This window comes from Serratia sp. PF-27 (assembly GCF_030053255.1).
Lineage (GTDB): Bacteria > Pseudomonadota > Gammaproteobacteria > Enterobacterales > Enterobacteriaceae > Serratia > Serratia bockelmannii.
This window is the reverse complement of the sequence record NZ_JASGBT010000015.1, coordinates 270,122-290,359: the sequence shown is the minus strand read 5'-3', so window position 1 is coordinate 290,359 and position 20,238 is coordinate 270,122. Positions and strand designations below refer to the sequence as shown.

Annotated in this window: 14 protein-coding genes; 11 read left to right on the top strand and 3 right to left on the bottom strand. The window is 57.2% G+C overall.

Going from position 1 to position 20,238, the window contains the following annotated elements; genetic code table 11:
- Positions 1 to 2 precede the first annotated feature (2 nt).
- On the bottom strand, positions 3 to 1,061 hold the full coding sequence (locus QMZ29_RS06340; protein ID WP_025302742.1) for a 2,5-dihydroxypyridine 5,6-dioxygenase: 1,059 nt from the start codon (positions 1,059 to 1,061) through the stop codon (positions 3 to 5).
- Between the two features lie 326 nt (positions 1,062 to 1,387).
- Here QMZ29_RS06340 and QMZ29_RS06335 point away from each other — a divergent pair, with 326 nt between their 5' ends.
- The 5 genes from QMZ29_RS06335 to QMZ29_RS06315 all read left to right on the top strand — a co-directional run bounded on the left by QMZ29_RS06335 (position 1,388) and on the right by QMZ29_RS06315 (position 6,190).
- Entirely contained in the window at positions 1,388 to 2,539 is a 1,152-nt protein-coding gene (locus tag QMZ29_RS06335; RefSeq protein ID WP_033645813.1) for an FAD-dependent monooxygenase, read from the top strand.
- Complete coding sequence (locus QMZ29_RS06330) at positions 2,536 to 3,330, top strand: alpha/beta fold hydrolase (protein ID WP_025302741.1); 795 nt, start codon at positions 2,536 to 2,538, stop codon at positions 3,328 to 3,330. Before QMZ29_RS06335 ends, QMZ29_RS06330 begins: the two co-directional genes overlap by 4 nt.
- Before the next feature lie 15 nt (positions 3,331 to 3,345).
- On the top strand, positions 3,346 to 4,098 hold the full coding sequence (locus tag QMZ29_RS06325; RefSeq protein WP_015377793.1) for a maleate cis-trans isomerase family protein: 753 nt from the start codon (positions 3,346 to 3,348) through the stop codon (positions 4,096 to 4,098).
- Positions 4,099 to 4,107: 9 nt separating this feature from the next.
- Positions 4,108 to 4,737, top strand: coding sequence for an N-carbamoylsarcosine amidohydrolase (locus QMZ29_RS06320; protein WP_025302739.1), 630 nt, complete (start codon positions 4,108 to 4,110; stop codon positions 4,735 to 4,737).
- Between the two features lie 142 nt (positions 4,738 to 4,879).
- Entirely contained in the window at positions 4,880 to 6,190 is a 1,311-nt protein-coding gene (locus QMZ29_RS06315; RefSeq protein WP_016927840.1) for an MFS transporter, read from the top strand.
- A gap of 36 nt (positions 6,191 to 6,226) precedes the next feature.
- Here QMZ29_RS06315 and QMZ29_RS06310 read toward each other — a convergent pair whose 3' ends face one another.
- Entirely contained in the window at positions 6,227 to 6,850 is a 624-nt protein-coding gene (locus QMZ29_RS06310) for a hypothetical protein (protein WP_043143238.1), read from the bottom strand.
- Between the two features lie 89 nt (positions 6,851 to 6,939).
- The gene (dcp, locus tag QMZ29_RS06305; protein WP_147823760.1) at positions 6,940 to 9,141 is read right to left on the bottom strand and encodes a peptidyl-dipeptidase Dcp; all 2,202 of its coding nucleotides are present in this window, start codon (positions 9,139 to 9,141) and stop codon (positions 6,940 to 6,942) included.
- Positions 9,142 to 9,441: 300 nt separating this feature from the next.
- Here dcp and QMZ29_RS06300 point away from each other — a divergent pair, with 300 nt between their 5' ends.
- The 6 genes from QMZ29_RS06300 to QMZ29_RS06275 all read left to right on the top strand — a co-directional run bounded on the left by QMZ29_RS06300 (position 9,442) and on the right by QMZ29_RS06275 (position 20,058).
- On the top strand, positions 9,442 to 9,732 hold the full coding sequence (locus QMZ29_RS06300) for a hypothetical protein (protein ID WP_025302735.1): 291 nt from the start codon (positions 9,442 to 9,444) through the stop codon (positions 9,730 to 9,732).
- Positions 9,729 to 10,016, top strand: coding sequence for an E492 group microcin (locus QMZ29_RS06295; protein WP_125460888.1), 288 nt, complete (start codon positions 9,729 to 9,731; stop codon positions 10,014 to 10,016). Before QMZ29_RS06300 ends, QMZ29_RS06295 begins: the two co-directional genes overlap by 4 nt.
- Positions 10,017 to 10,094: 78 nt before the next feature.
- Positions 10,095 to 11,621 (top strand): MchC protein, encoded by a 1,527-nt coding sequence (locus QMZ29_RS06290; protein WP_197770224.1) that lies wholly within the window; start codon positions 10,095 to 10,097, stop codon positions 11,619 to 11,621.
- Between the two features lie 18 nt (positions 11,622 to 11,639).
- Positions 11,640 to 12,089, top strand: a complete 450-nt coding sequence (locus QMZ29_RS06285) for a toxin-activating lysine-acyltransferase (RefSeq protein WP_043143242.1) — start codon at positions 11,640 to 11,642, stop codon at positions 12,087 to 12,089.
- 17 nt (positions 12,090 to 12,106) lie between these two features.
- A complete protein-coding gene (locus QMZ29_RS06280) occupies positions 12,107 to 15,913 on the top strand; it encodes an AMP-binding protein (RefSeq protein WP_261425924.1) in 3,807 nt (1,268 codons plus the stop codon).
- Positions 15,913 to 20,058 (top strand): non-ribosomal peptide synthetase, encoded by a 4,146-nt coding sequence (locus QMZ29_RS06275; protein ID WP_261425917.1) that lies wholly within the window; start codon positions 15,913 to 15,915, stop codon positions 20,056 to 20,058. Before QMZ29_RS06280 ends, QMZ29_RS06275 begins: the two co-directional genes overlap by 1 nt.
- The last annotated feature ends 180 nt before the right edge of the window (positions 20,059 to 20,238 follow it).

Genomic DNA, 20,238 nt, shown 5'->3' with positions numbered 1-20,238 from the left:
GATTACGCCCGGCGCACGCGCGAGGCCTCCGGCGCCACCACTTCCCCGTCCGCCACCACCGTTTGCCCGTCGAGGCGGATGTCGCAGCGGCGCAGCGCGATGTCCATATGGCAAGGCGTTTTGCGCGTGCCGCCCACTTCGGTGTTCGGCCCGGTGGAGAACAGGAAGTTGCCGTAGAACGCGCGCGCGTCCATGCACATGCCGTCGTTCTTGTCGTGCAGACCCATCGCCGTCCACTGGGCGCGCGGCTGCAGGCCCCAGCCGATGTGCGAGATGCCGTACACCTCCGGATCGTCGAAGTATTTCATGTATTCGCGCAGGTATTCCGCCTCGAAGCCGCCGTGAATGCGAGTAACGAACCCTTGTTCGATCTCCAGCGTGATGCGTTCACGCGCATAGCTTTTGAACGGCAGCAAGATATCGCCGACCTCCAGCACCAGCACCCCTTCCGCCTGCTCCTCATTCGGCCAGGTGAACAGGAAACCGCTCGGCCAGTGATCCCAGCGCCCCGGTTCATCGGCATAGCCGTACTCGGTCACCGTCGGGTATTGCCCCAGCGGCGCGCGGAAATCGCTGCCGGCGGCGGAGGTCACCTGCATCAGCTTCGCCTGCTCCAGCACGGCGGCGGCGGCCAGCACCCGCGCCTTGTCCTCCGCGTTGGGCAACATGCGCGCCAGCACCTCCGGCGGCTCCACCGCCAGCAGGATGCGGGTGCCAGTTTTCAGGATCTGTTCCTGCTCCGGCGAATGCAGCAGCATCATGGTATCGACGATCAGGTCGGCGGCCTCCAGCGCACGCTGCGCCGCCAGATTGCCGGTCAGCGCGGTATCGCCGCAATAGGCGGTCATGTCGTTGCCCATCGCTCGCGGATGGTTGAACGCCGGCAGTTCGACGGCATACACCTTGGCGCCCAGCCGCAGCGCTGCGTCGGTCGCGGCGCGCACCGTGCGCGCATCGGAATAATGGCTTTTCAAAATCGCCACGCTCTGCGAAGCATCGACCTTCGACAGCGTAAGCACCTGCTCGAACAGCTGTACCAACTGGGTTTCATTGACCGCCATGGCCTGTCTCCTGTCTCGTCAAGGGTGACCGACGCCCGCAAGGCGGCGGTGATTTTTCAAACAATTTAAAGTGAACACACTCATTTTATCTAAGTCAAAAAAGCAAAGGAAAGCAAGCTGCGAATATCCACCATAAGAAAGTCCTATTTCATCCCGCATCAATCCTGTGATTAACATGAGTTTAACAGTAATACGCCGTCAATTAGCGTGAGCAAGATCTGATTTAACACTTTTGCAACTTTGCGTTATCTAGTGCATACACTATAAATCGATCGTCCAGCCACGCGTTGGGCCTACGCTGAAAAAAGCCAACAGACAGGGGAAACATGATGAGCAAACAACCACGCATCGCCGTCGTCGGCGCCGGGCTGGGGGGCGCCGCCGCCGCCGGGCTGCTGCAAAAAGCCGGCTTTACCGTCGATCTGTATGAACAGAGCCCGGCGTTCTCACGCCTTGGCGCCGGCATTCACATGGGGCCGAACGTACTGAAGATTTTCCGCCGTCTCGGTATTGAGCAGCGGTTGGAGCAGATGGCGTCTCATCCCGATTTCTGGTTCAGCCGCGACGCCGAAAGCGGCGACTACCTGTCGCGCATCGAACTGGGCGCCTTCGCCCGCCGGGAGTACGGCGCCGCCTATGTGACGGTGCACCGCGGCGATTTGCAGGCGTTGCAGCTCTCCGCGCTGCAGCCCGGCACCCTGCACTTCGGCAAATGCCTGAGCAAAATTGAAGATCGCGGTGACGAGGTGGTGCTGAACTTCGTCGACGGCACCTCGGCCCACGCCGACATCGTGATCGGCGCAGACGGCATCAATTCGCGCATTCGTGAGCACCTGCTGGGCGCTGAAGCGCCGACCTACAGCGGCTGGGTGGCCCACCGCGCGCTGATCCGCGGCGAGAAGCTGGCGAAATACAACCTGACGTTCGAAGACTGCGTGAAGTGGTGGTCGGCGGATCGCCATCTGATGGTCTACTACACCACCCAACGGCGCGACGAGTATTACTACGTCAGCGGCGTGCCGCACCCGGCCTGGGATTTCCAGGGCAGCTTCATCGACAGCAGCCGCGAAGAAATGTTCGAGACCTTCGCCGGCTACCACCCGATCGTGCAGGCGCTGATCGAATCCAGCGAACAGGTCACCAAATGGCCATTGCTGAACCGCAAACCGCTGCCGCTGTGGAGCGAAGGCCGTCTGGTGCTGCTTGGCGACGCCTGCCACCCGATGAAACCGCACATGGCGCAGGGCGCGGCGATGGCGATCGAAGACGCCGCCATGCTGACCCGCTGCCTGCAGGAAACCGGCCTCGGCGACTACCGCACCGCCTTCCAGCTGTATGAAGCCAACCGCAAGGAGCGCGCCTCCCGGGTGCAGGCGGTGTCCAACGCCAACACCTTCCTGCGCACCCAGGAAGATCCGGCCTGGGTCTACGGCTACGACCTGTACGCGCAAGCGCTGAAATCGGAGAACGCCGCATGAGCACCTTCCTCTACGGCGCCCACGTTCACGCCAACGACATTCGCCAACACTATCTGCGCTACGGCGGCCACGGCCCGGCGCTGATCCTGGTCCCCGGCATCACCAGCCCGGCGATCACCTGGGGCTTCGTCGCCGAGCGGCTGGGGGAAAAATACGACGTCTACGTGCTCGACGTGCGCGGCCGCGGTCTGTCGTCCAGCGGCCCGGAACTGGCTTATGACGCAGAGACCTGCGCACAGGACGTCAACGCCTTCGCCGCTGCGCTGAACCTGGGCAGTTACGCCCTGCTCGGCCATTCGATGGGCGCCCGCTTCGCCCTGCGCGCCGCCGCTCTGCAGCCCGCCGGCGTGCGGCGGCTGGTGCTGGTCGATCCGCCGGTTTCCGGCCCCGGCCGCCGCGCCTATCCCGGCCAATGGCCGTGGTACGCCGACTCCATCCGGCAGTCGCTGCCGGGCATGAGCGCCGAGCAGATGCGCGCCTTTTGCCCAACCTGGAGCGAAGAGCAGCGCCGGCTGCGCGCCGAGTGGCTGCACACCTGCTACGAGCCGGCGATCCAACGCGCCTACGACGATTTTCATCAGGTGGACAGCCACCGTGACTACCCGCTGCTGACCATGCCGACGCTGCTGATGGCCGCGGGCAAAGGCGGCGTCATTCAGCCCGAAGACCGGGCAGAGATCCGCGCGCTACAGCCGGAGATCGCCATCGTCGAGGTCGAGAACGCCGGACACATGATCCCGTGGGACGATTTCGACGGCTTCTTCCGCGCCCTGGGCGATTTTCTGGATTAACTGAGGAACACCGACATGAGCAACCACTACCGCATCGGCCAGATCGTGCCCAGCTCCAACACCACGATGGAAACCGAGATCCCGGCGATGCTGGGCGCGCGCCAGCTGATACGCCCGGAGCGTTTCACCTTTCACTCCAGCCGCATGCGCATGAAACACGTCAATAAAGAAGAATTGGCGGCGATGGACGCCGAGTCCGATCGCTGCGCGCTGGAGCTGTCCGACGCGCGGGTCGACGTGCTCGGCTACGCCTGCCTGGTGGCCATCATGGCGATGGGGCTGGGCTATCACCGCGAATCGCAGGCCCGGCTGGCGCAGGTGACGAAAGACAATCAGGCCGCCGCGCCGGTTATCAGCAGCGCCGGCGCGCTGGTCAACGGCCTGAAGGTGATCGGCGCCAAACGCATCGCGCTGGTGGCACCCTACATGAAACCGCTGACCCAGCTGGTGGTGGACTACATCCAGCACGAAGGCATCGAGGTCAAGGTGTGGCGCGCGCTGGAGATCCCGGACAACCTCGAGGTCGGCCGGCACGATCCGGCCAGGCTGCCGGGGATCGTCGCCGAGATGGATTTACGCGAGGTCGATGCTATCGTGCTGTCCGCCTGCGTGCAGATGCCTTCGCTGCCGGCCGTCCCAACGGTAGAGGCCCAAACCGGCAAACCGGTGATCACCGCCGCCATCGCCACCACTTACGCGATGCTGACCGCGCTGGAGCTGGAACCGATCGTCCCCGGCGCCGGCGCCCTGCTGTCCGGCGCCTATTGAGGAGGCAGAATGAACGACACCCTCAGCGACAACTATCGCGGCGTCTGGGGCCAGCGTATCGGCTTCGGCCGGCGCCCGGCGCTGCTGGCGATCGATTTTATGCAGGCCTACACCACCGAAGGCGCGCCGCTGTTCGCGCCGGGCGTGGTGAGCGCGGTCGAGGAAAGCCGCGAGCTGCTGGCCTGCGCGCGCCGAACGGGAATTCCGGTGATCCACACCCATATCCGCTATCATGCAGGCCATTTTGCCGATGGCGGCCTGTGGGTGAAGAAAGCGCCGGTGATGAAAGACATGGTGGCGGGCAACCCGCTGGCGGCGTTCTGCCCGCCGGTGGCGCCGCTGGCCGATGAGGTGGTGCTGAGCAAGCAATACGCCAGCGCCTTCTTCGGCACCGCGCTGGCGCCGCTGCTGGTGGCGCAAGGGATCGACACGCTGCTGATGATCGGCTGCTCCACCAGCGGCTGCATCCGCGCCAGCGCGGTGGACGCGGTGCAGCACGGCTTCCGCGCCATGGTGGTGCGCGAGTGCGTCGGCGATCGTCACCCCGACCCGCACGAAGCCAACCTGTTCGACATCGACAGCAAATACGGCGACGTGGTGCACAAACGGGAGGCGCTCGACTACCTGAACCGGTTATGAGTCAACGATTCACCTGCAACGACAATAACGAAGGCGCAGACAGCGCCTCACGCGACCGCCCGAAACAGGGCGGCGTCCATGCAACGCAAACACAACAGGCGCCTCCTGCGGAGGCCAACACGCACCACCTGGAGACAACATCATGGCCATTGTCGACACCCCGCTGGCGGGGAAAGCGGACGCAGAATCGCTGCTGCTGTACCGCAAAATCACCTGGAAACTGATCCCGTTTCTTTGCCTGTGTTACCTGGCGGCCTACCTCGATCGCATCAACGTCGGGCTGGCCAAGCTGCAGATGGCCGACGCGCTGCAGCTGAGCGAAGCGGCCTTTGGTCTGGGCGCCGGGCTGTTCTTCGTCGGCTATATTCTGTTCGAGGTGCCGAGCAACCTGATCCTGCAGCGCGTCGGCGCCAAGATGTGGATTGCCCGTATCATGATCACCTGGGGGCTGCTGTCCACCGCCACCATGTTCGTCACCACGCCGACCCAGTTCTACGTCATTCGCTTTCTGCTCGGCGTGGCGGAGGCCGGTTTCCTGCCCGGCGTGCTCTTTTACCTTACGCTGTGGTTCCCGACCTATCGCCGCGGCCGCATCATCGCGCTGTTCATGATCGGCCTGCCGCTCTCCAGCGTGATCGGCGGGCCACTCTCCGGCTGGATCATGGGCCATTTCGACATGCGCCACGGGCTGCACGGCTGGCAGTGGCTGTTTTTGCTGGAGGGCATTCCCAGCGTGCTGTTGGGCGTGCTGACCTTCTGGCTGTTGCCTAATACCTACCAGCAGGCCAAGTGGCTGACGCCCGAGGAGAAACAGCGCATCGCCGACGATCTGGCGCGCGACGACGCCGAGGCCGATCACGGCAAGCACAGCTTCCGCGACGGCTTCTTCAACCTGAAGGTGTGGATGCTCGGCGGCATCGACTTCGCTATTCTGCTCAGCGCCTACGCCATGGGCTTTTGGATGCCGACCTTCATCAAAACCGCCGGCGTTACCGACATCACCACCATCGGTTACCTGACGGCGATCCCCAGCGTCGCCGCCCTGCTCGGCATGCTGCTGATCGGCAGCAGTTCCGACCGGCTGCGCGAACGGCGCTGGCATATCATCGTGCCGTTTATCATCGGCGCGCTGGCGATGGCCGGCAGCACCTTCTTCACCCACAATGCGCTGGCCACGGTGCTGCTGTTCTCCATCGCCCAGGCGGCAATCATCGGCGCAGTGCCGGTGTTCTTCAGCCTGCCGGCCACCTTCCTGCGCGGCACGGCGGCGGCGACCGGCTTCGCGCTGGCCTGTTCTCTGGCCAACATCGCCGGGCTGGTAAGCAATTCGCTGATGGGGCTGGCGCTGGATCTGACCGGCAAGAGCGGCGGTGCGCTCTGGGCCTTCGCCGGCTGCCTGCTGCTCAGCTCGCTGCTGGTGGTGGCCCTGCCGGCCAAGGTGGTGAACCGCTGAATTAATGATGGGGGCGCAATATTTTGCGCTCCGACATTACCGCCCAGAATCTGAATAATAGGCGTCTATGTGTTCTTGAGCTTTCTTTCTAAGCCCGCAAGATGGGGGGAATGCAGCGATTGATATCAACAGAAATACCCCCCAGAGAACAAAAAGCGCGAATCCAAAAAGAGGATCGCTTCTGAGGTTAACAAAGGAAGCTATCAAGAAAGAAAACGAAAACAGCATCATCCAGAATGCATCTTTATATCTTCTTTTTATTTTCCCCTCATCGACAAAGACCTTCCCACTCTTCAATGACATGAAAAAATTAAATTTACTGAAGTACTTGGGGCCCAGTAACTCATGGGAGTTCATGATAATTTTAATCATTTCATTCTGTATGTGTGAATTACTGATTCCAATGATTTTTTTAATTGACGTGCGCTTTATTTCAAAATCAACAATCTCCGCATGCTCTTTTTCCGCAATGCCGTTTTTCTTCTCAGCAACCAGCCTTTTACGATAACGATCTGACATTAAACCAAAGAGTTTTATTGAGGAAATATCACGGAAAAGCCATCTAAAAATAAGAAAGATGGCGCCTAATGCCATGACATTTAAAGTCCCACTTTGGAACGTTGATAAAATCCAATTTCCAATTTTCAGTAGCTCCTGCATATCCATGTTCCTTTCATGTTTCAATCAAGATCGCCAAGTAAAAAGGCGCAATCTCCTGCGCCTTTTACTCTGCATGAACACACTCGCGGTTACTCGTCCTTCAACCCGCGGTTGATCAGCATCGGTTCGATGCTCGGCTCTTTGCCGCGCCAGTCGATGTACAGCTTCTCCAGATCCTGGCTGTTGCCGCGCGACAGGATCATGTCGCGGAAGCGCTGGCCGTTTTCGGCGGTCAGGCCACCGTGCTCGGTGAACCACTGGAAGGCGTCGTCCGCCAGCATTTCCGTCCACAGATAGGCGTAATAGCCCGCGGCGTAGCCGTTACCCCAGATGTGCTGGAAATAGCTGGAACGGTAGCGCGGCGGCACGTAGCTGAGATCGACCTTGTCTTTTTGCAACGATTCGGCCTCGAACTTGTCCACGTCTTGCTGCGGCTGGTCGGCGGTCAGCATGTGCCAGTGCATGTCCAGCAGCGCGGCGGACAGCAGCTCGGTCATGCTGTAGCCCTTGTTGAACTTGTCGGCCTTCTTGATCTTGTCGACCAGTTCCTGCGGCATCGCCTCGCCGGTCTGATAATGCTTGGCGAAGTGGCTGAACACTTTCGGATCGCTGACCCAGTGCTCGTTGAACTGCGACGGGAACTCGACGAAATCGCGCGCGGTGTTGGTACCCGACAGGCTCGGGTATTCCTGATCGGCGAACATACCGTGCAGCGCGTGGCCGAACTCGTGGAACATGGTGATCACGTCGTCATACGACAGCAGCGCCGGCTGCCCCGGCGCCGGTTTGGTGAAGTTGGCGACGTTGTAGATCACCGGCTTGGTGCCGTTGAGCTTCGACTGATCGACGAAGTTGCTCATCCAGGCGCCGCCGCCCTTGTTGTCGCGCTTGAAGTAGTCGGTGTAGAACAGCGCCAGCGATTTGCCGTCCTTGTCGAACACTTCATACACCTTAACGTCCGGCTGGTAGACCGGAATGTCCTTGCGTTCTTTGAAACTGATGCCGTACAGCAGGTTGGCGGCGTAAAACACGCCGTTGTTCAGCACGTTGTTCAGCTCGAAGTAAGGTTTGATCTGCGATTCGTCCAGATCGTACTTGGCCTTGCGCACCTGTTCGGCGTAGAACTGCCAGTCCCAGGCCTGCACCTTGAAGTCGCCTTTCTGCTGATCGATCACCGCCTGAATGTCTTTGGCTTCACGCTCGGCGCGCGCGGTGGCCGCCGGCACGATGTTGCGCATAAAGCTCAAGGCGGCATCCGGCGTCTTGGCCATCTGGTTTTGCAGCTTCCAGGCGGCGTAGTTCGGGTAGCCCAACAGCTTGGCCTGCTCGGCGCGTACCTTGGCCAGACGGGAAAGGGTCTGGCGGGTATCGTTGCCGTCGCCCTTCTCCGCGCGCGTCCAGGAAGCGTCGAACAGCGCTTGGCGGGTGTCGCGATCTTTCAGGCTCTGCAGCAGCGGCTGCTGGGTGGTGTTCTGCAGCACCAACAGCCACTGTTTCTCCAGCTTGCGCTCGGCGGCCGCCTGCGCTGCCGCGGCCAGCTCACCTTCGGACAGACCGTCCAGTTTCGCCTGGTCAGTTATCGCCAGCGCGCCGTTTTTGCTCGCCGCCAGCAGTTTGTTGGTGAACTGGGTGCTCAGCGTCGCCGCTTCCTGGTTCAGCGTCTTCAGCTTGGCCTTGTCGGCGTCCGACAGGTTGGCGCCCGCCAGCTCGAAGTTCTTGTAGGTCACTTCCACCAGCCGGCGCGATTCCGGATCCAGCTTCAGCGCATCGCGATCCTGATAGATGGCCTTGATGCGCGCGAACAGCTTGCCGTTGAGCATGATGTCGTCGTTCAGTGCCGCCAGCATCGGCGAGGTTTCTTCATCCAGCTTCTGCAGCGCATCGCTGGTGTTGGCCGAGGTCATGGCGCCGAACACGTTCATCACCCGCGTCAGCAGCGAACCGGCCTGCTCCAGCGCCACGAAGGTATTCTTGAAGTTGGGCTTGGCCGGGTTGTTGGCGATCTTCTCCACCTCTTCCCGCTTTTGCTTGATGCCCGCCTCGATCGCCGGCGCGTAGTCGCTTTCCTTGATCAGGTTGAACGGCGGCGCCTGGAACGGCAGACGGCTTTGATAGAAGAACGGGTTTTGGGTCTTTTGCTTATCGTGCTGATTGGCTTCACCGGTCACGGTAGCCTCCTTCGCCTGGCCGCTGGGCAGCGCACTATGGTCGGCGTGAGGTTGGGTTTCTGCTGCCTGTGCCTGCGAGCCCAGCGCCATGCCGATCGCCAGCACCAATGTGGATAAACGCATCAAATCGAAACTCCTCCATGTTCACGGAATAAGGTCTCGGGGAATGGCTCCCTCAGAGTCATCACCTAGCTTAGGCGCAGTTGGCAGTTTGAGCAAAAACAAGTGATTAGAAGTTAACCGCCTCGCCGACCGCGGCCAAACGCTTCTTTGACATCTTTATTTTTCATCATCGACACATAGTCACAAAAGGTAATCATTTTATGATTAATTAATTCAATACTATGATAAATAAAGAGGAATCATAAAATACCCTGTTGACTTATCAGGTTACCCAATGTAACTTGATGTAAATTTTGATTAATGGAGCTAATCAAATTGTATCTTATAACGGAAATAGTTCTTATTGTCATTTTCATCCTCATTATCAGTGCGATCTATAAAAACGCGAAGAAAAAAGGCGTGCGCACGTACCACATCGTTATGCTGTTCTTGATATTTCCCCTTGCCGTATTTTTAGACTACTGCCTGCAGCGCCAGGCGATCCTTTTGGATACGGCCGCCCTTAAAACCACGGCCAGTTATGGTTTGCCGATGGCGATTATTTTTTCGCTTGTTTTATCTATCACCTCTCGCAAGAAGGAGTTTAAATGAGAGCCTTAACGGAAGTTGAATTGTCATGTATTAACGGTTCTGACGGCAACGATTCTTATAATCCGACTTCGCTCATTGTCGGTAGCCTGAGCACAATAGCGAAATTACCCACCCCCGTATCCTTAGCCGTGGGCGTCGGGACGGAAATAGCTATTCAAGCCGCACCACACATGCCGGTTAACGTTGCTATTCCACAGGTTCCTATGGGCCCAACCTGGAATGGCAGTGGCGGTGGCCGCCCTTCACCTTCGTCTTCACTTTCAACACCGGATTCATCAAATTAAAAAAACAGTCTTATTATTCCTTGTGCAATAAGGCCGGGATTTAACTTACTCTGCACCAATAAAAATAACGATTAAAAAATGACAAAACTCGCCATGCTTCACGAAAGCTTGATCCCTTTCGTCGCAAAAAAGACAGGTTCTCAATTACTCTGGCACAATGCATTAAGCCCTGCTGAACAAGACGAACTGAAAAAAGAGACCAGCTATCTCATCGAAGAAAATAATCGCCATGCTATTTTTGATGATGGTACGCCGCGCTTAAACGATGAAAAAGTCTTTTTCGCCGAACGTTATGGCGGCGGCGCTATTTCGCGCAACGGCGGCGGAGCACGCTGTGGCTTTGATGGGCGTTGGCAGGTTAAAGGTATTGGGGCTAATGCGTTAGTCGGTCAAGGGGCAAAGCATGTCGATGGCGAGTTGACGATGACCGGCGCAGTATTGGAGGCATTATGGGGGAACGTCATGGCCAAACTGCTGCCTTACGGTGCCGTGCCCAATAAAGCGATCTTGGTGACCGATAGCCCCTTAGCCGCCATTTCTCCTGAATCGGCGAGAAGTCCCCATAACCGTAAGGCGTTGCTGGTGCGTGAGCCCGTCGTGCGCCCTGCACATTTTTGCCGCGCACCCTACTATCATCCTCATGATGCGATGCAAAGGCAGCCTTCGGATATTCAGCGGGTCGAAAAGCTGATTGTCACCGCACCGGCTTTTCTGCCTCGTCCCCCGGAGTTTGACGCCGCAAGCTGGTTGGCATTGCCCCAGGAAGAACAAGCATTCTACGGGCTCTGCGAGCTTGCCCGGCGTCTCGCGACGCAGATCGCGTACTGCCGCACCCGGCATTTGGTGATGATGACCTCACCCTCCAATTGCGATATGGCCGGTAGGCTGCTGGACTTTCATGGTGTTCGCAGTGTTTTTCCCGCAGAACGTCGCGATTCCGGGCGCAGCTACATTCAACACAACAAGCTCAATGAAGACGCCCCTTTGTTGCTGAGAGGCTTGCAAGATCTCGCTTTTTATTTAGCCAAGCATCAATTCGGCCCGGCATTTCTCGCGGCAGCGCACCAAGGCATCGGTGCGGCCTTCAACATGGCCTATAAACGAGCCTGCCTGCTGGATAATCTCGGTATGGCGGGTTTTGACCCTGCATTTTTACAACGCCTGCCTCTCACCGCCGAGTGGTTCGCCTTAGGCGAACGCTTGCAAAAAATGTTCGATTTGGCTCCCGGCGTCTTTACCCGTCGACAAGGTCTTGGCCTGGGGAATGCTCATCCGGCGATTGCCCTATTGCACCGGCTCATCGACGCACCCGTAAGGGTTCCCGCCGAACAACAGGGTACGACCGCGGAGGAGAGATTTTCTCTGGCGTTCCGTCGGTTATACGCGCAATACCTTCAGGAAACATCAGCAGCTCAAACCTCCGCCGGATTACAACTGGCGATGAAGCAGACCGTCACCAGAAGGTTGGGTTCCCGCACGTTCATGCGCCGTGAAGTGATTTTTCAAGAAATTTCCGGCTGGCGCGGCGAAGTCAGCGAGATCACCGAACAATTGCAAACCTATCTCGACCGTTTCGAGCGCCAGGCGATCAACGTATTACAATAACAACGCTGAGGATATTTCGTGAGTTTTATCAAAGAAAACCAGCAGGGTAAAAGTAGGTTCAGTCAATACGAGAGCCTGGGCTTCGCCGTTAACTGTATGTTGATGAATAAAAATTACAGTTTGTACCATATAAAAACGTTGCAGCTATGGACTCAGGAAGCGATTAATCAAAACCAATTTAAAATATTATTCGACCATTTGGATAACCCGATAGGGTATATAACCTGGGCCTACCTGAAAGATGAGACGCTGAGTCGATTTATTAACGATCCGCAGTTTCTTCTCCATAACTCAGAATGGGATGAGGGCGGTACGCTGTGTATTTTAGATTTTTGCTGCAAGCCAGGCAGCGCGCATTTATGTTTGGAACACCTTAAAAGAGTTCACCCCATCGTAGAACGCCGCACGGTTGTGTGGCGCTCCCGCCGAACGGGCAGACTGATGACTGTAAAAAATAAAGAAAAATAATTGTCAGGGATGAGGCAATGAGCAAACATCAATTACTGGATTCACAGGCAGGATTTTACTATGGCACCAAGATCGGCGATGATAAATCGAGCTATAATATCGCGGAATATGTCGAAATAAATCACACTCTCGATATCGCAAGAATGAAACGTGCTATTCATCGTGTCATCAGCCAAACCCCTACGCTGCACGTTCTGTTTGATGAGAATAACGGCACGCCTTATCAATATTCCGTCACCGCCAATATCTCAGTGGAATGGGTAGATCTTTCGCAGAGCGCCAACGATATGGCCACCGCTATCGAATTAATGGAAGCGGATGCTAAGCGCCCCTTCTCGCTGAACGCAGCGCCGTTATTCAGACAAAAAATCATCAGGCTGGGTGAGAAACGCTTTCTGTGGTATTTCTGCAGCCACCATCTGCTGCTTGATGGTTACGGCACTTATTTGCTGATCCATCAAGTGGCGCAGGCCTACCGAGACCAGACACAACAACCGCAAGACGTACCGGCGATCGATGCCTTGCTCAGGGCTGAATCTGAGTATAAACAGTCAGCCGCCTATCAAGCAGACCGACATTTTTGGCAAGCGGCCAGCGCCTCACTGCCAGACCCGATGACATTAGCCTGCGCCAATATTCCCTCGGGACAGACCATCCGCCATGTGACGTCGTTGCCCTATCCTGCCGAGCGCCTTGCGCTGCAAACCGAACATCCTTCCTGGCTGGCGCGCACTTTTGTAGCGGTGATGGCGTATTTGTACCTATGTACCGGCGAGAAGCAGCAAACGATCGGCGTCCCTATGATGGCGCGAACAGACGCCCTGTCGAGGCAGGCGCTAACCTGCAAGACCAACGTTGTTCCTTTGACTCTCGATATTGAGGACACCGCTTCATGCCGACAGTTGGCGCAAACCATTGAACACGCGCTCAAGCAACTCAAGAAACATCAAGCGTTTCGTTACGAAGAGATAAAAAGTCTGAGGAGCGTCGCCAGCCGCTCGCCGTTGTTCAACATCGTGGTCAATATCATTCCCTTTGAAGCGGCAGCCTCATTCTCTCCCGCTCAGCGTAGTGAAATCCGTAACTTACGCTCAGGAGGCGCGCAGGATCTGGTCTTCAACATGCGTCCCGATCTCGATAACCAAACGCTGCGGCTGGAGATCGATGCCGACTCAGGGCTTTACGATGCGGCCAGTCTGGTGCGGCACAGCCAGGGGATACAGACCTTGTGCACCTTGCTGTACGACGATCCGGAAAATCTTTCCGTCGCGGCATTGCGACAACGTTTCCCGCTCTCGCTGCTGGGTAAAACAGCCAACGACAACGTGGTCGATATCATGCAGCGTATCGATCGTGCCGTCGTTCAAGCGCCGCAACGCACGGCGATCCTCACGCCTGAACACGCTTCGTCATCGCTCAGAACGCTGTCTTATGCCGTTTTGCAGCAGCAGTGGCGTGCGCTGGCCGATGTCCTGGCTCCCGTTCGCGCCGCACATACCGTACTGTTGCTCGACTTGCCGCAAGGGCCGGAGGCCATCATCTGCATGCTTGCTGCGTTGCAATTGAAAATGCCCTTCGTCAACCTGAATGCCAAAGGGGATGGAGCGGCTTACCGTCAACTGCTTGAACAGTTTAGCGACGCTATCCTGATTACCGATCGCACGCGTCCCTCCGTTCATTCCGAGCCTGGCGCATTGGCGCATTGGCGCGCATCGACACTCAATATGCCGACGGATTTCGCACACTTCACCGTGTTTCGCCGGCAAACATCGACTGAGGCGCCGGCGTTCCCGGTCGGTACCAGCTATATCATGTTTACCTCCGGTTCGACGGGAATGCCTAAAGGCGTGATAGGCGCCCGACATGCTCTCAACGTTTTTGTCGATGCGGCGATAAAATGCTATGGCATTCAACCGCACGAACGCGTGTTGCAATTTGCGCCCTTGCATTTCGATGCCTGCATCGAAGAAATTTTCATGACGCTGGGGGCCGGCGCCCACCTGTGTATCGCCCCCGAGACCGTCAAGCACAGCTTTGCCGCTTTCTTCACATTCTGCGACGATCATCAAATCAGCCTGTTGGATCTGCCGACCGCCTACTTTAATGAAATGCTGTTCGCCTCCGGCGGTGAACAGACGCTACCGCCGGCCGTCACTACCGTTATCATCGGCGGCGAAAGCCTTTCACCACGAGCCAAAGAACGCTGGTTCGCGCACTACCCCAAAGGCAGGAAGTTATTCAACTCCTACGGCCCAACCGAAACAACCGTGGTGGCGACGGCCGCAGAAATCAAAAACGATGGCGCCGCCGTGACGATAGGCACACCGCTGGATGGTATATACACGGCGATCGTCGGCGAGGATCTCAGGCCGTTGCCGCTCGGCTGCAGCGGCGAATTACTGATAGCCGGAGCGACCGTCGGCCTGGGATATTGGCATCAGCCAACGCTGAGCGCGGAAAAGTTCGTCACCCTTGAGGCCAACGGCCATCTCATGCCCGCCTTTCGTACCGGCGATATCGCCTGCCAGCGCCAAGATGGGCAGTTGGTGTTCCTTGGCCGCAAAATTCGTGAAGCGAAAATCGCCGGGCAGCGCGTCAATATGGGTGAGATAGAAAGCTGTCTGGCCCGCTTGCCCTCCATTGTCGAGATTGCCGTACTGGCCAAAAGCGGCGACGCGGGAACGGAACTGTACGCGCATTATCACAGCCGGCAGCCGCTCAGTGAGGCAATGCGCCGCACACTGTACGGCGAACTGCCCAATGCCCATATTCCTCAGCGCTTCGTGCATCATCCAACGCCGCTGGTCAAACTGGCTAACGGCAAGATTGATTATCGCACCCTGGAGAGACAATCCCGGATGCCTGAACCCACACGGGAGTTGCGTTCGACGACATTCAACACCCTGGTGCATGAAGTTTGGCTGGCGACGCTGGGCAGTGACGATGGTGACTTCTTCACGCTCGGCGGCGAGTCCCTGCAGGCCATAAAAATCATTAACGTGCTTAACGCCCACTGTCGGTTGGATCTGAACCTGAGCGACATTCTTGAACATCCAAGACTCGCCGATTTCTGCCGACACCTGACGCAGTTGGCCCATGCACGCTATGGTCTGGATCCGCAGCATCTGGACATCCGTTGCGCTATCGGCCGCTGTCTATCAACCGAGGCGCCGACCAGCAGCAGGCTGTTTATTCAATCTCCCGAAGGCACAGATGAACGGCTTTTATTGGCCGCCCTCGCCGACAAACGCGGTGTGGACATTCTGTCACCGCAGGCGGTGCCGTTGCCTGCTGAATGGTCGCTGAACGCGGCCATATTCAACGTACCGAACGAAGCCACTCAATATGCCAGTTGGCTCGATGCACTTTCGGCCCTGCTGCACACCCTGCCCGGCCGAGTTAACCACATGATCTTTATGCATGATACGGCCGGCGGAGCCAAACTCACGCAAGGCCTGCTACGCGATTTCCGGCATGAGCGACTACTGTTGCTGCATAAAGTCGATGCGCGCCGCCAAGCCGTCGACGCCGGTGTTACAGAGTTGATAGCCCTCTCTGCGCGGCTGGGTTATTTCCCGCACATTCGGTTCGATACGGCCAATGAGCGATTGAACGGCTGCGTACTGAGGATCTTCGGTTTCGATGATGGCGAGAATATCGACCATCGCGCCGCCTTCACAATGGCGCAGCGGAGAAACCCGGGAGTGCAGTTGTGTAGCTTAGCGCATTGGCTGAATTTGATTTCCGCCCACAGCGGCAAACGCCCGAATAAAAGCGGTCGAACAGCGAAAACTATCGACGTCAACATGGAAGGAGCGCACTGATGAGCGTCATCGGCTTGATCAATCTGATGGAAATGGCGAAACAGGGAGCAAAATTCGGCGAGCTGTCGCCTCGACGCCAAACCATCGAGCATGTTGACGCCACCGCACTCAGTGCGGTGCAGGAAGACATTACCGCATTTTTATCTGTCTGTACGCCAGACAATTCAGAGCGGCACACCGGCGAGAAGCCTTGTTACACCGTCAATCACTACGCGGGCCAATACCTGTGGCTGTATGAAAACTTCACCAAGAACAGCCCGCTGTATAACATTCCGATCGCTAAAGAGATCCTGGGGCCCTTTGAACCCGAGCGTTTGCTCGCCGCGTTGAAAAAACTGCTCAAGCGGCACGGTGCGCTTTGCGGCCGCTACCGGCTAGACGGTGAAGCCATCACCGTTGACATCGTGCATCCTGATGAAACCATTTTCGAACACAGCCTCGAGGACATCAGCAGGCTGAACAGTGAAGAGCAGCAAGAAAATATGCTGGCGGCGCTTAACGCCCAGTGTACGATTCCGTTTGACCTCGCGGCTGAGTATCCCCTGCGCTGCCGGATCTTGAGAAAGAGCGCGCAGCACCACTATCTGTTCTTGACCTTCCACCATTGCGTGGTCGACGGCTGGACGGCCAATTTGCTGGTGGATGAACTGAGCCGTGACTATCAAGCGTACGAAGAGCATTGGCATTATGACAACGGTCAGGCGTTTTTCCGCTATCTTGAAGACCCTTTCCTCGCCGTCGCCAATGTCGATGACAGCATGGCGTTTTGGCGCGATGAACTGGATGGTGCGCCGGAAAAACACGCGCTTGAATACGATATCGCCATCACCGCGGCAGGCAAAACACAGAATATCGTCAGAACATCGCTGACGAACGAACTGCAGCCGGCCCTGGCCCAGTTAGCCAAACATAACGGTACGACGCTGTTTACGCTGTTGCACTCCGCCTTCGCGTTACTGATTGCCAGAGAATCGGCGACGGATCGCGTGGTCATCGGTAGCCCGATCGCCAACAGGAACGAGCCGACGTTAAACGACGCCGTTGGCAGCTTCGTCAACACGATCGCTCACCAATTTATCATCACTGGCGACGACAGTTTCACCGCGCTGCTGCAAAAGAACGCCAATAAATTTGCGCGCGCTTTCAAACATCAGGGATTGCCCTTCTCTTACCTGGTTGAACAACTCAAGCCCACGCGCGGCAAGTTCCACCCCATTTTTCAAATCATGTTCGTCTGCCAACATCGCAAAAGCAACGAGCTAAATCTTGGCAGTGCGCAGGTTAACACCCTGCCAAGACGCTATGCGCCGCCCAAGTTTGATCTGGTTCTGGAAGTAATTTCTGGCGCAGAGGGCATTCAGTTGGAGTGGCAATACAACGCCAAGCTGTTTACGCCGGAGCGTATTAACGGATTGGCGCAAGCTTACGCATTGCTGTTGCAGCAAATTGCCTGCGATCCTTCGCGGGCCGTCGACCACTATTCGCTGGCGCCAATGGCCGATAACCGGCAATTGCGGCAGCTCTCCGTCGGGCAGGCGATGCCGGTATGCTTGCGGCAACCTCTTTCCGATCGGCTGTTACGCGCTGCCCACCAGCATGGGGATCGCCCGGCGTTGTTCGAGGGAGATCAGGTGTGGCATTACGATCGGCTATTGCGGCACGCCGGCCTCGTGGCGCATTGGCTGAACGCCCATACCGCTCCAGGCGCGCTCATCGCCATCGATCTTCCACGCGGCGCTCATCAAGCTATTGCGGCGCTCGGCGTGATCCTCGCCGGACGCGCCTACTTGCCGTTGGCCGAAGGATTACCGGATGCCCGCGTAGCGGCCATTATGCGAATATCGGGTTGCGCCTGGGTTTTGAGCAATCGGGCTCACCATCGTGCCCGCTATCCGCAGACAACCCGCGTTCAGGATCTGGAGGCGCTGTTTTCTCCCTCTGCCACAGGCACAGCAACCTTCCCATCAGGCGAAGCGGAAGCACTCGCCTATGTCATTTATACATCGGGGACGACAGGCACGCCAAAAGGCGTGGCGATGGAACACGGCGCCGTCACCAATACCTTGCTGACCATGAATCAACTGTTTAACGTTTCACATCGTGACAACGTATTGGCGCTCGCCGACCTGGCCTTCGATTTATCGGTCTATGACCTGTTCGGCAGTTGGCTAGCCGGCGCATCGGTAACCGTATTATCGCCGCACGACGCTAAAGAGCCGTCAGCATGGCTACATGCGATACGCCAGCGGAAAATCAGCATCTGGAACTCGGTTCCCGCCATCTTGCAAATGCTGGTGCAATACTGCGCACAAGAAAACATCCTGTCGCTGCCTCAACTGCGGCATATCTGGCTGAGCGGCGATCGTATCTCTCCGCGGCTGATCGCCGAAGCACATCGGCTTTGCCCCAACGCCACCATCACCAGCCTTGGCGGTGCCACCGAAGGGGCAATATGGTCAATTTATCATCCACTTACACGAGATACGCACTACAGAAACGCCATCCCCTATGGAACCGCATTGCCGAATCAAAGCATGTGGGTGTTGAATGAAAAACTCGAGCCGTGCGGTTTCGGCGTTACCGGCGACATTTATATCGGTGGCGTTGGCGTTGCCCGCGAGTATTGGCGCGATAGGCAAACCACCGCCGGCAGCTTTATTCTTCTCCCAACCACCGGAGAACGCGTGTACCGCACCGGCGATCGTGGCCGTTGGCATCGCAGCGGTTACATCGAATTTCTCGGCCGCGAAGACCAACAGGTGAAACTGCAGGGTTTTCGCGTCGAATTGGGTGACGTCGAATTCGCGCTCAAAAGCAGCGAACTGGTCGCTGAAGCGTGCGTCGTCTGTCGCGATGAAACCAGGAACGGCACACCGTATCTGGAAGCCTATATCACATTGACCGAGGCGGGGAAAGCCAGCGTCCAGGCGGAGCAAAGAATACGCGAGCAGGTTACGGCCGCATTGCCCGCGTATATGGCGCCATCCCACTATCATCTTATTGAACGTTTCCCGCTTTCACGCAACGGCAAATTGGATCGCACCTTGCTATCGCCAGGCACCGAACGGAGCCAGGCCAGCGATGCTGTTCCCGCCGCGTCCGCGGAACTCATGCTGCTACGTGAGTTGTTGGCGGATACGTTAGGCTGTGCTCCAGACAAGATCGACCCCTATGCCAGCTTCTTCAGCAATGGCGGCAGCTCGCTTTCCGGCATTACGTTTTTGGGTAACATCAAGCGCGCCCTTAATGTGGAATTAACCCTGGCGGAAATCCTTGGCTACTCACAGCTCGATAAACTTGCCGAGCGTCTGCGCGATAACGCGCCCCTGCCGTTATCGATGTTGTCCGGCGCAGCCGATCGCCCCTCTCTGCCCACCTTGTATTTGGTGCATGGTGCCGGTGGCCAGGTACATCAATATGCAAAGTGGATAAAACAACTTTACGCCTGCGCCAACATCATCACCATCGCCAGCCCGGGGTTGGCCGCGCCAGGCGCAGACGACACACTCACCCTGCAGCGATTGGCCGCCTCCCATTTGGCGGCCATACCGCGTGCCAAACGCGACACTGCCGTTATCGCCGGCTGGTCATTGGGCGGCCAATTAGCTGTCCATATGGCGGCGCAGGCTACGGAACAAGGCGCGCCCTTTGCGCATGCGGTGCTTGTCGACAGCGGTTTGCCCGCCCAGCACCCCTCAGTGAATCGAGGTTTCAGCGTGGCGCAAAGTTACCTCAGCCTGTTCGACTCTCTCGGTATTGCGCGCCATTTGTGTCGGCATCAAGAAACGGACGCGATAGACAGCTTCGCCAACGAGATAAAAATGCACTATGCGCTGAATCAGAGCGTGCTTGCGGAGAAGATCACGCTGGAACATGCCGAAGCCTTTTGTTGGGCGCTGAAAAAATCCTTTGATCTGACGAATAACGCCGGCCCTCTGCCACAGATAGCGATACCGCTGACGCTTTGGCTCAGCCAGCAACGTCAGCGTAAACACCCCAATCTTGCACAACGCTGGGAGAGGCAATCCTCTCATGACGTTCAACTCAATTATTGTGCAGAAACGCATTACAGCATTTTAAACAACGCTCAACTTCTTCGAGCGCTGACGCGGATGCTGCGCGCGTTGTCCACATCATTGGAATAACGCGAGAAGATACCCCTGGCCAATCAAACCTATCGAGGCACTGATGAAATTACCCAGCAGTTGGATTTTTTTGTTCTGCTTTTACTACACATTCATGGATATTTTTTATTCGTTATTTTTTTCCGAAGACAGGAGGTTTACCAGCACAATCATTCAATCCTTTATCTTTTCAACCTTGCT

What these genes read in the sequence shown, in the direction of transcription:
- QMZ29_RS06340 (WP_025302742.1), bottom strand. Translation starts at nt 1,061, where the DNA reads ATGGCGGTCAATGAAACCCAGTTGGTACAGCTGTTCGAGCAGGTGCTT.
- QMZ29_RS06335 (WP_033645813.1), top strand. Translation starts at nt 1,388, where the DNA reads ATGATGAGCAAACAACCACGCATCGCCGTCGTCGGCGCCGGGCTGGGG.
- QMZ29_RS06330 (WP_025302741.1), top strand. Translation starts at nt 2,536, where the DNA reads ATGAGCACCTTCCTCTACGGCGCCCACGTTCACGCCAACGACATTCGC.
- QMZ29_RS06325 (WP_015377793.1), top strand. Translation starts at nt 3,346, where the DNA reads ATGAGCAACCACTACCGCATCGGCCAGATCGTGCCCAGCTCCAACACC.
- QMZ29_RS06320 (WP_025302739.1), top strand. Translation starts at nt 4,108, where the DNA reads ATGAACGACACCCTCAGCGACAACTATCGCGGCGTCTGGGGCCAGCGT.
- QMZ29_RS06315 (WP_016927840.1), top strand. Translation starts at nt 4,880, where the DNA reads ATGGCCATTGTCGACACCCCGCTGGCGGGGAAAGCGGACGCAGAATCG.
- QMZ29_RS06310 (WP_043143238.1), bottom strand. Translation starts at nt 6,850, where the DNA reads ATGCAGGAGCTACTGAAAATTGGAAATTGGATTTTATCAACGTTCCAA.
- dcp (WP_147823760.1), bottom strand. Translation starts at nt 9,141, where the DNA reads ATGCGTTTATCCACATTGGTGCTGGCGATCGGCATGGCGCTGGGCTCG.
- QMZ29_RS06300 (WP_025302735.1), top strand. Translation starts at nt 9,442, where the DNA reads ATGGAGCTAATCAAATTGTATCTTATAACGGAAATAGTTCTTATTGTC.
- QMZ29_RS06295 (WP_125460888.1), top strand. Translation starts at nt 9,729, where the DNA reads ATGAGAGCCTTAACGGAAGTTGAATTGTCATGTATTAACGGTTCTGAC.
- QMZ29_RS06290 (WP_197770224.1), top strand. Translation starts at nt 10,095, where the DNA reads ATGACAAAACTCGCCATGCTTCACGAAAGCTTGATCCCTTTCGTCGCA.
- QMZ29_RS06280 (WP_261425924.1), top strand. Translation starts at nt 12,107, where the DNA reads ATGAGCAAACATCAATTACTGGATTCACAGGCAGGATTTTACTATGGC.
- QMZ29_RS06275 (WP_261425917.1), top strand. Translation starts at nt 15,913, where the DNA reads ATGAGCGTCATCGGCTTGATCAATCTGATGGAAATGGCGAAACAGGGA.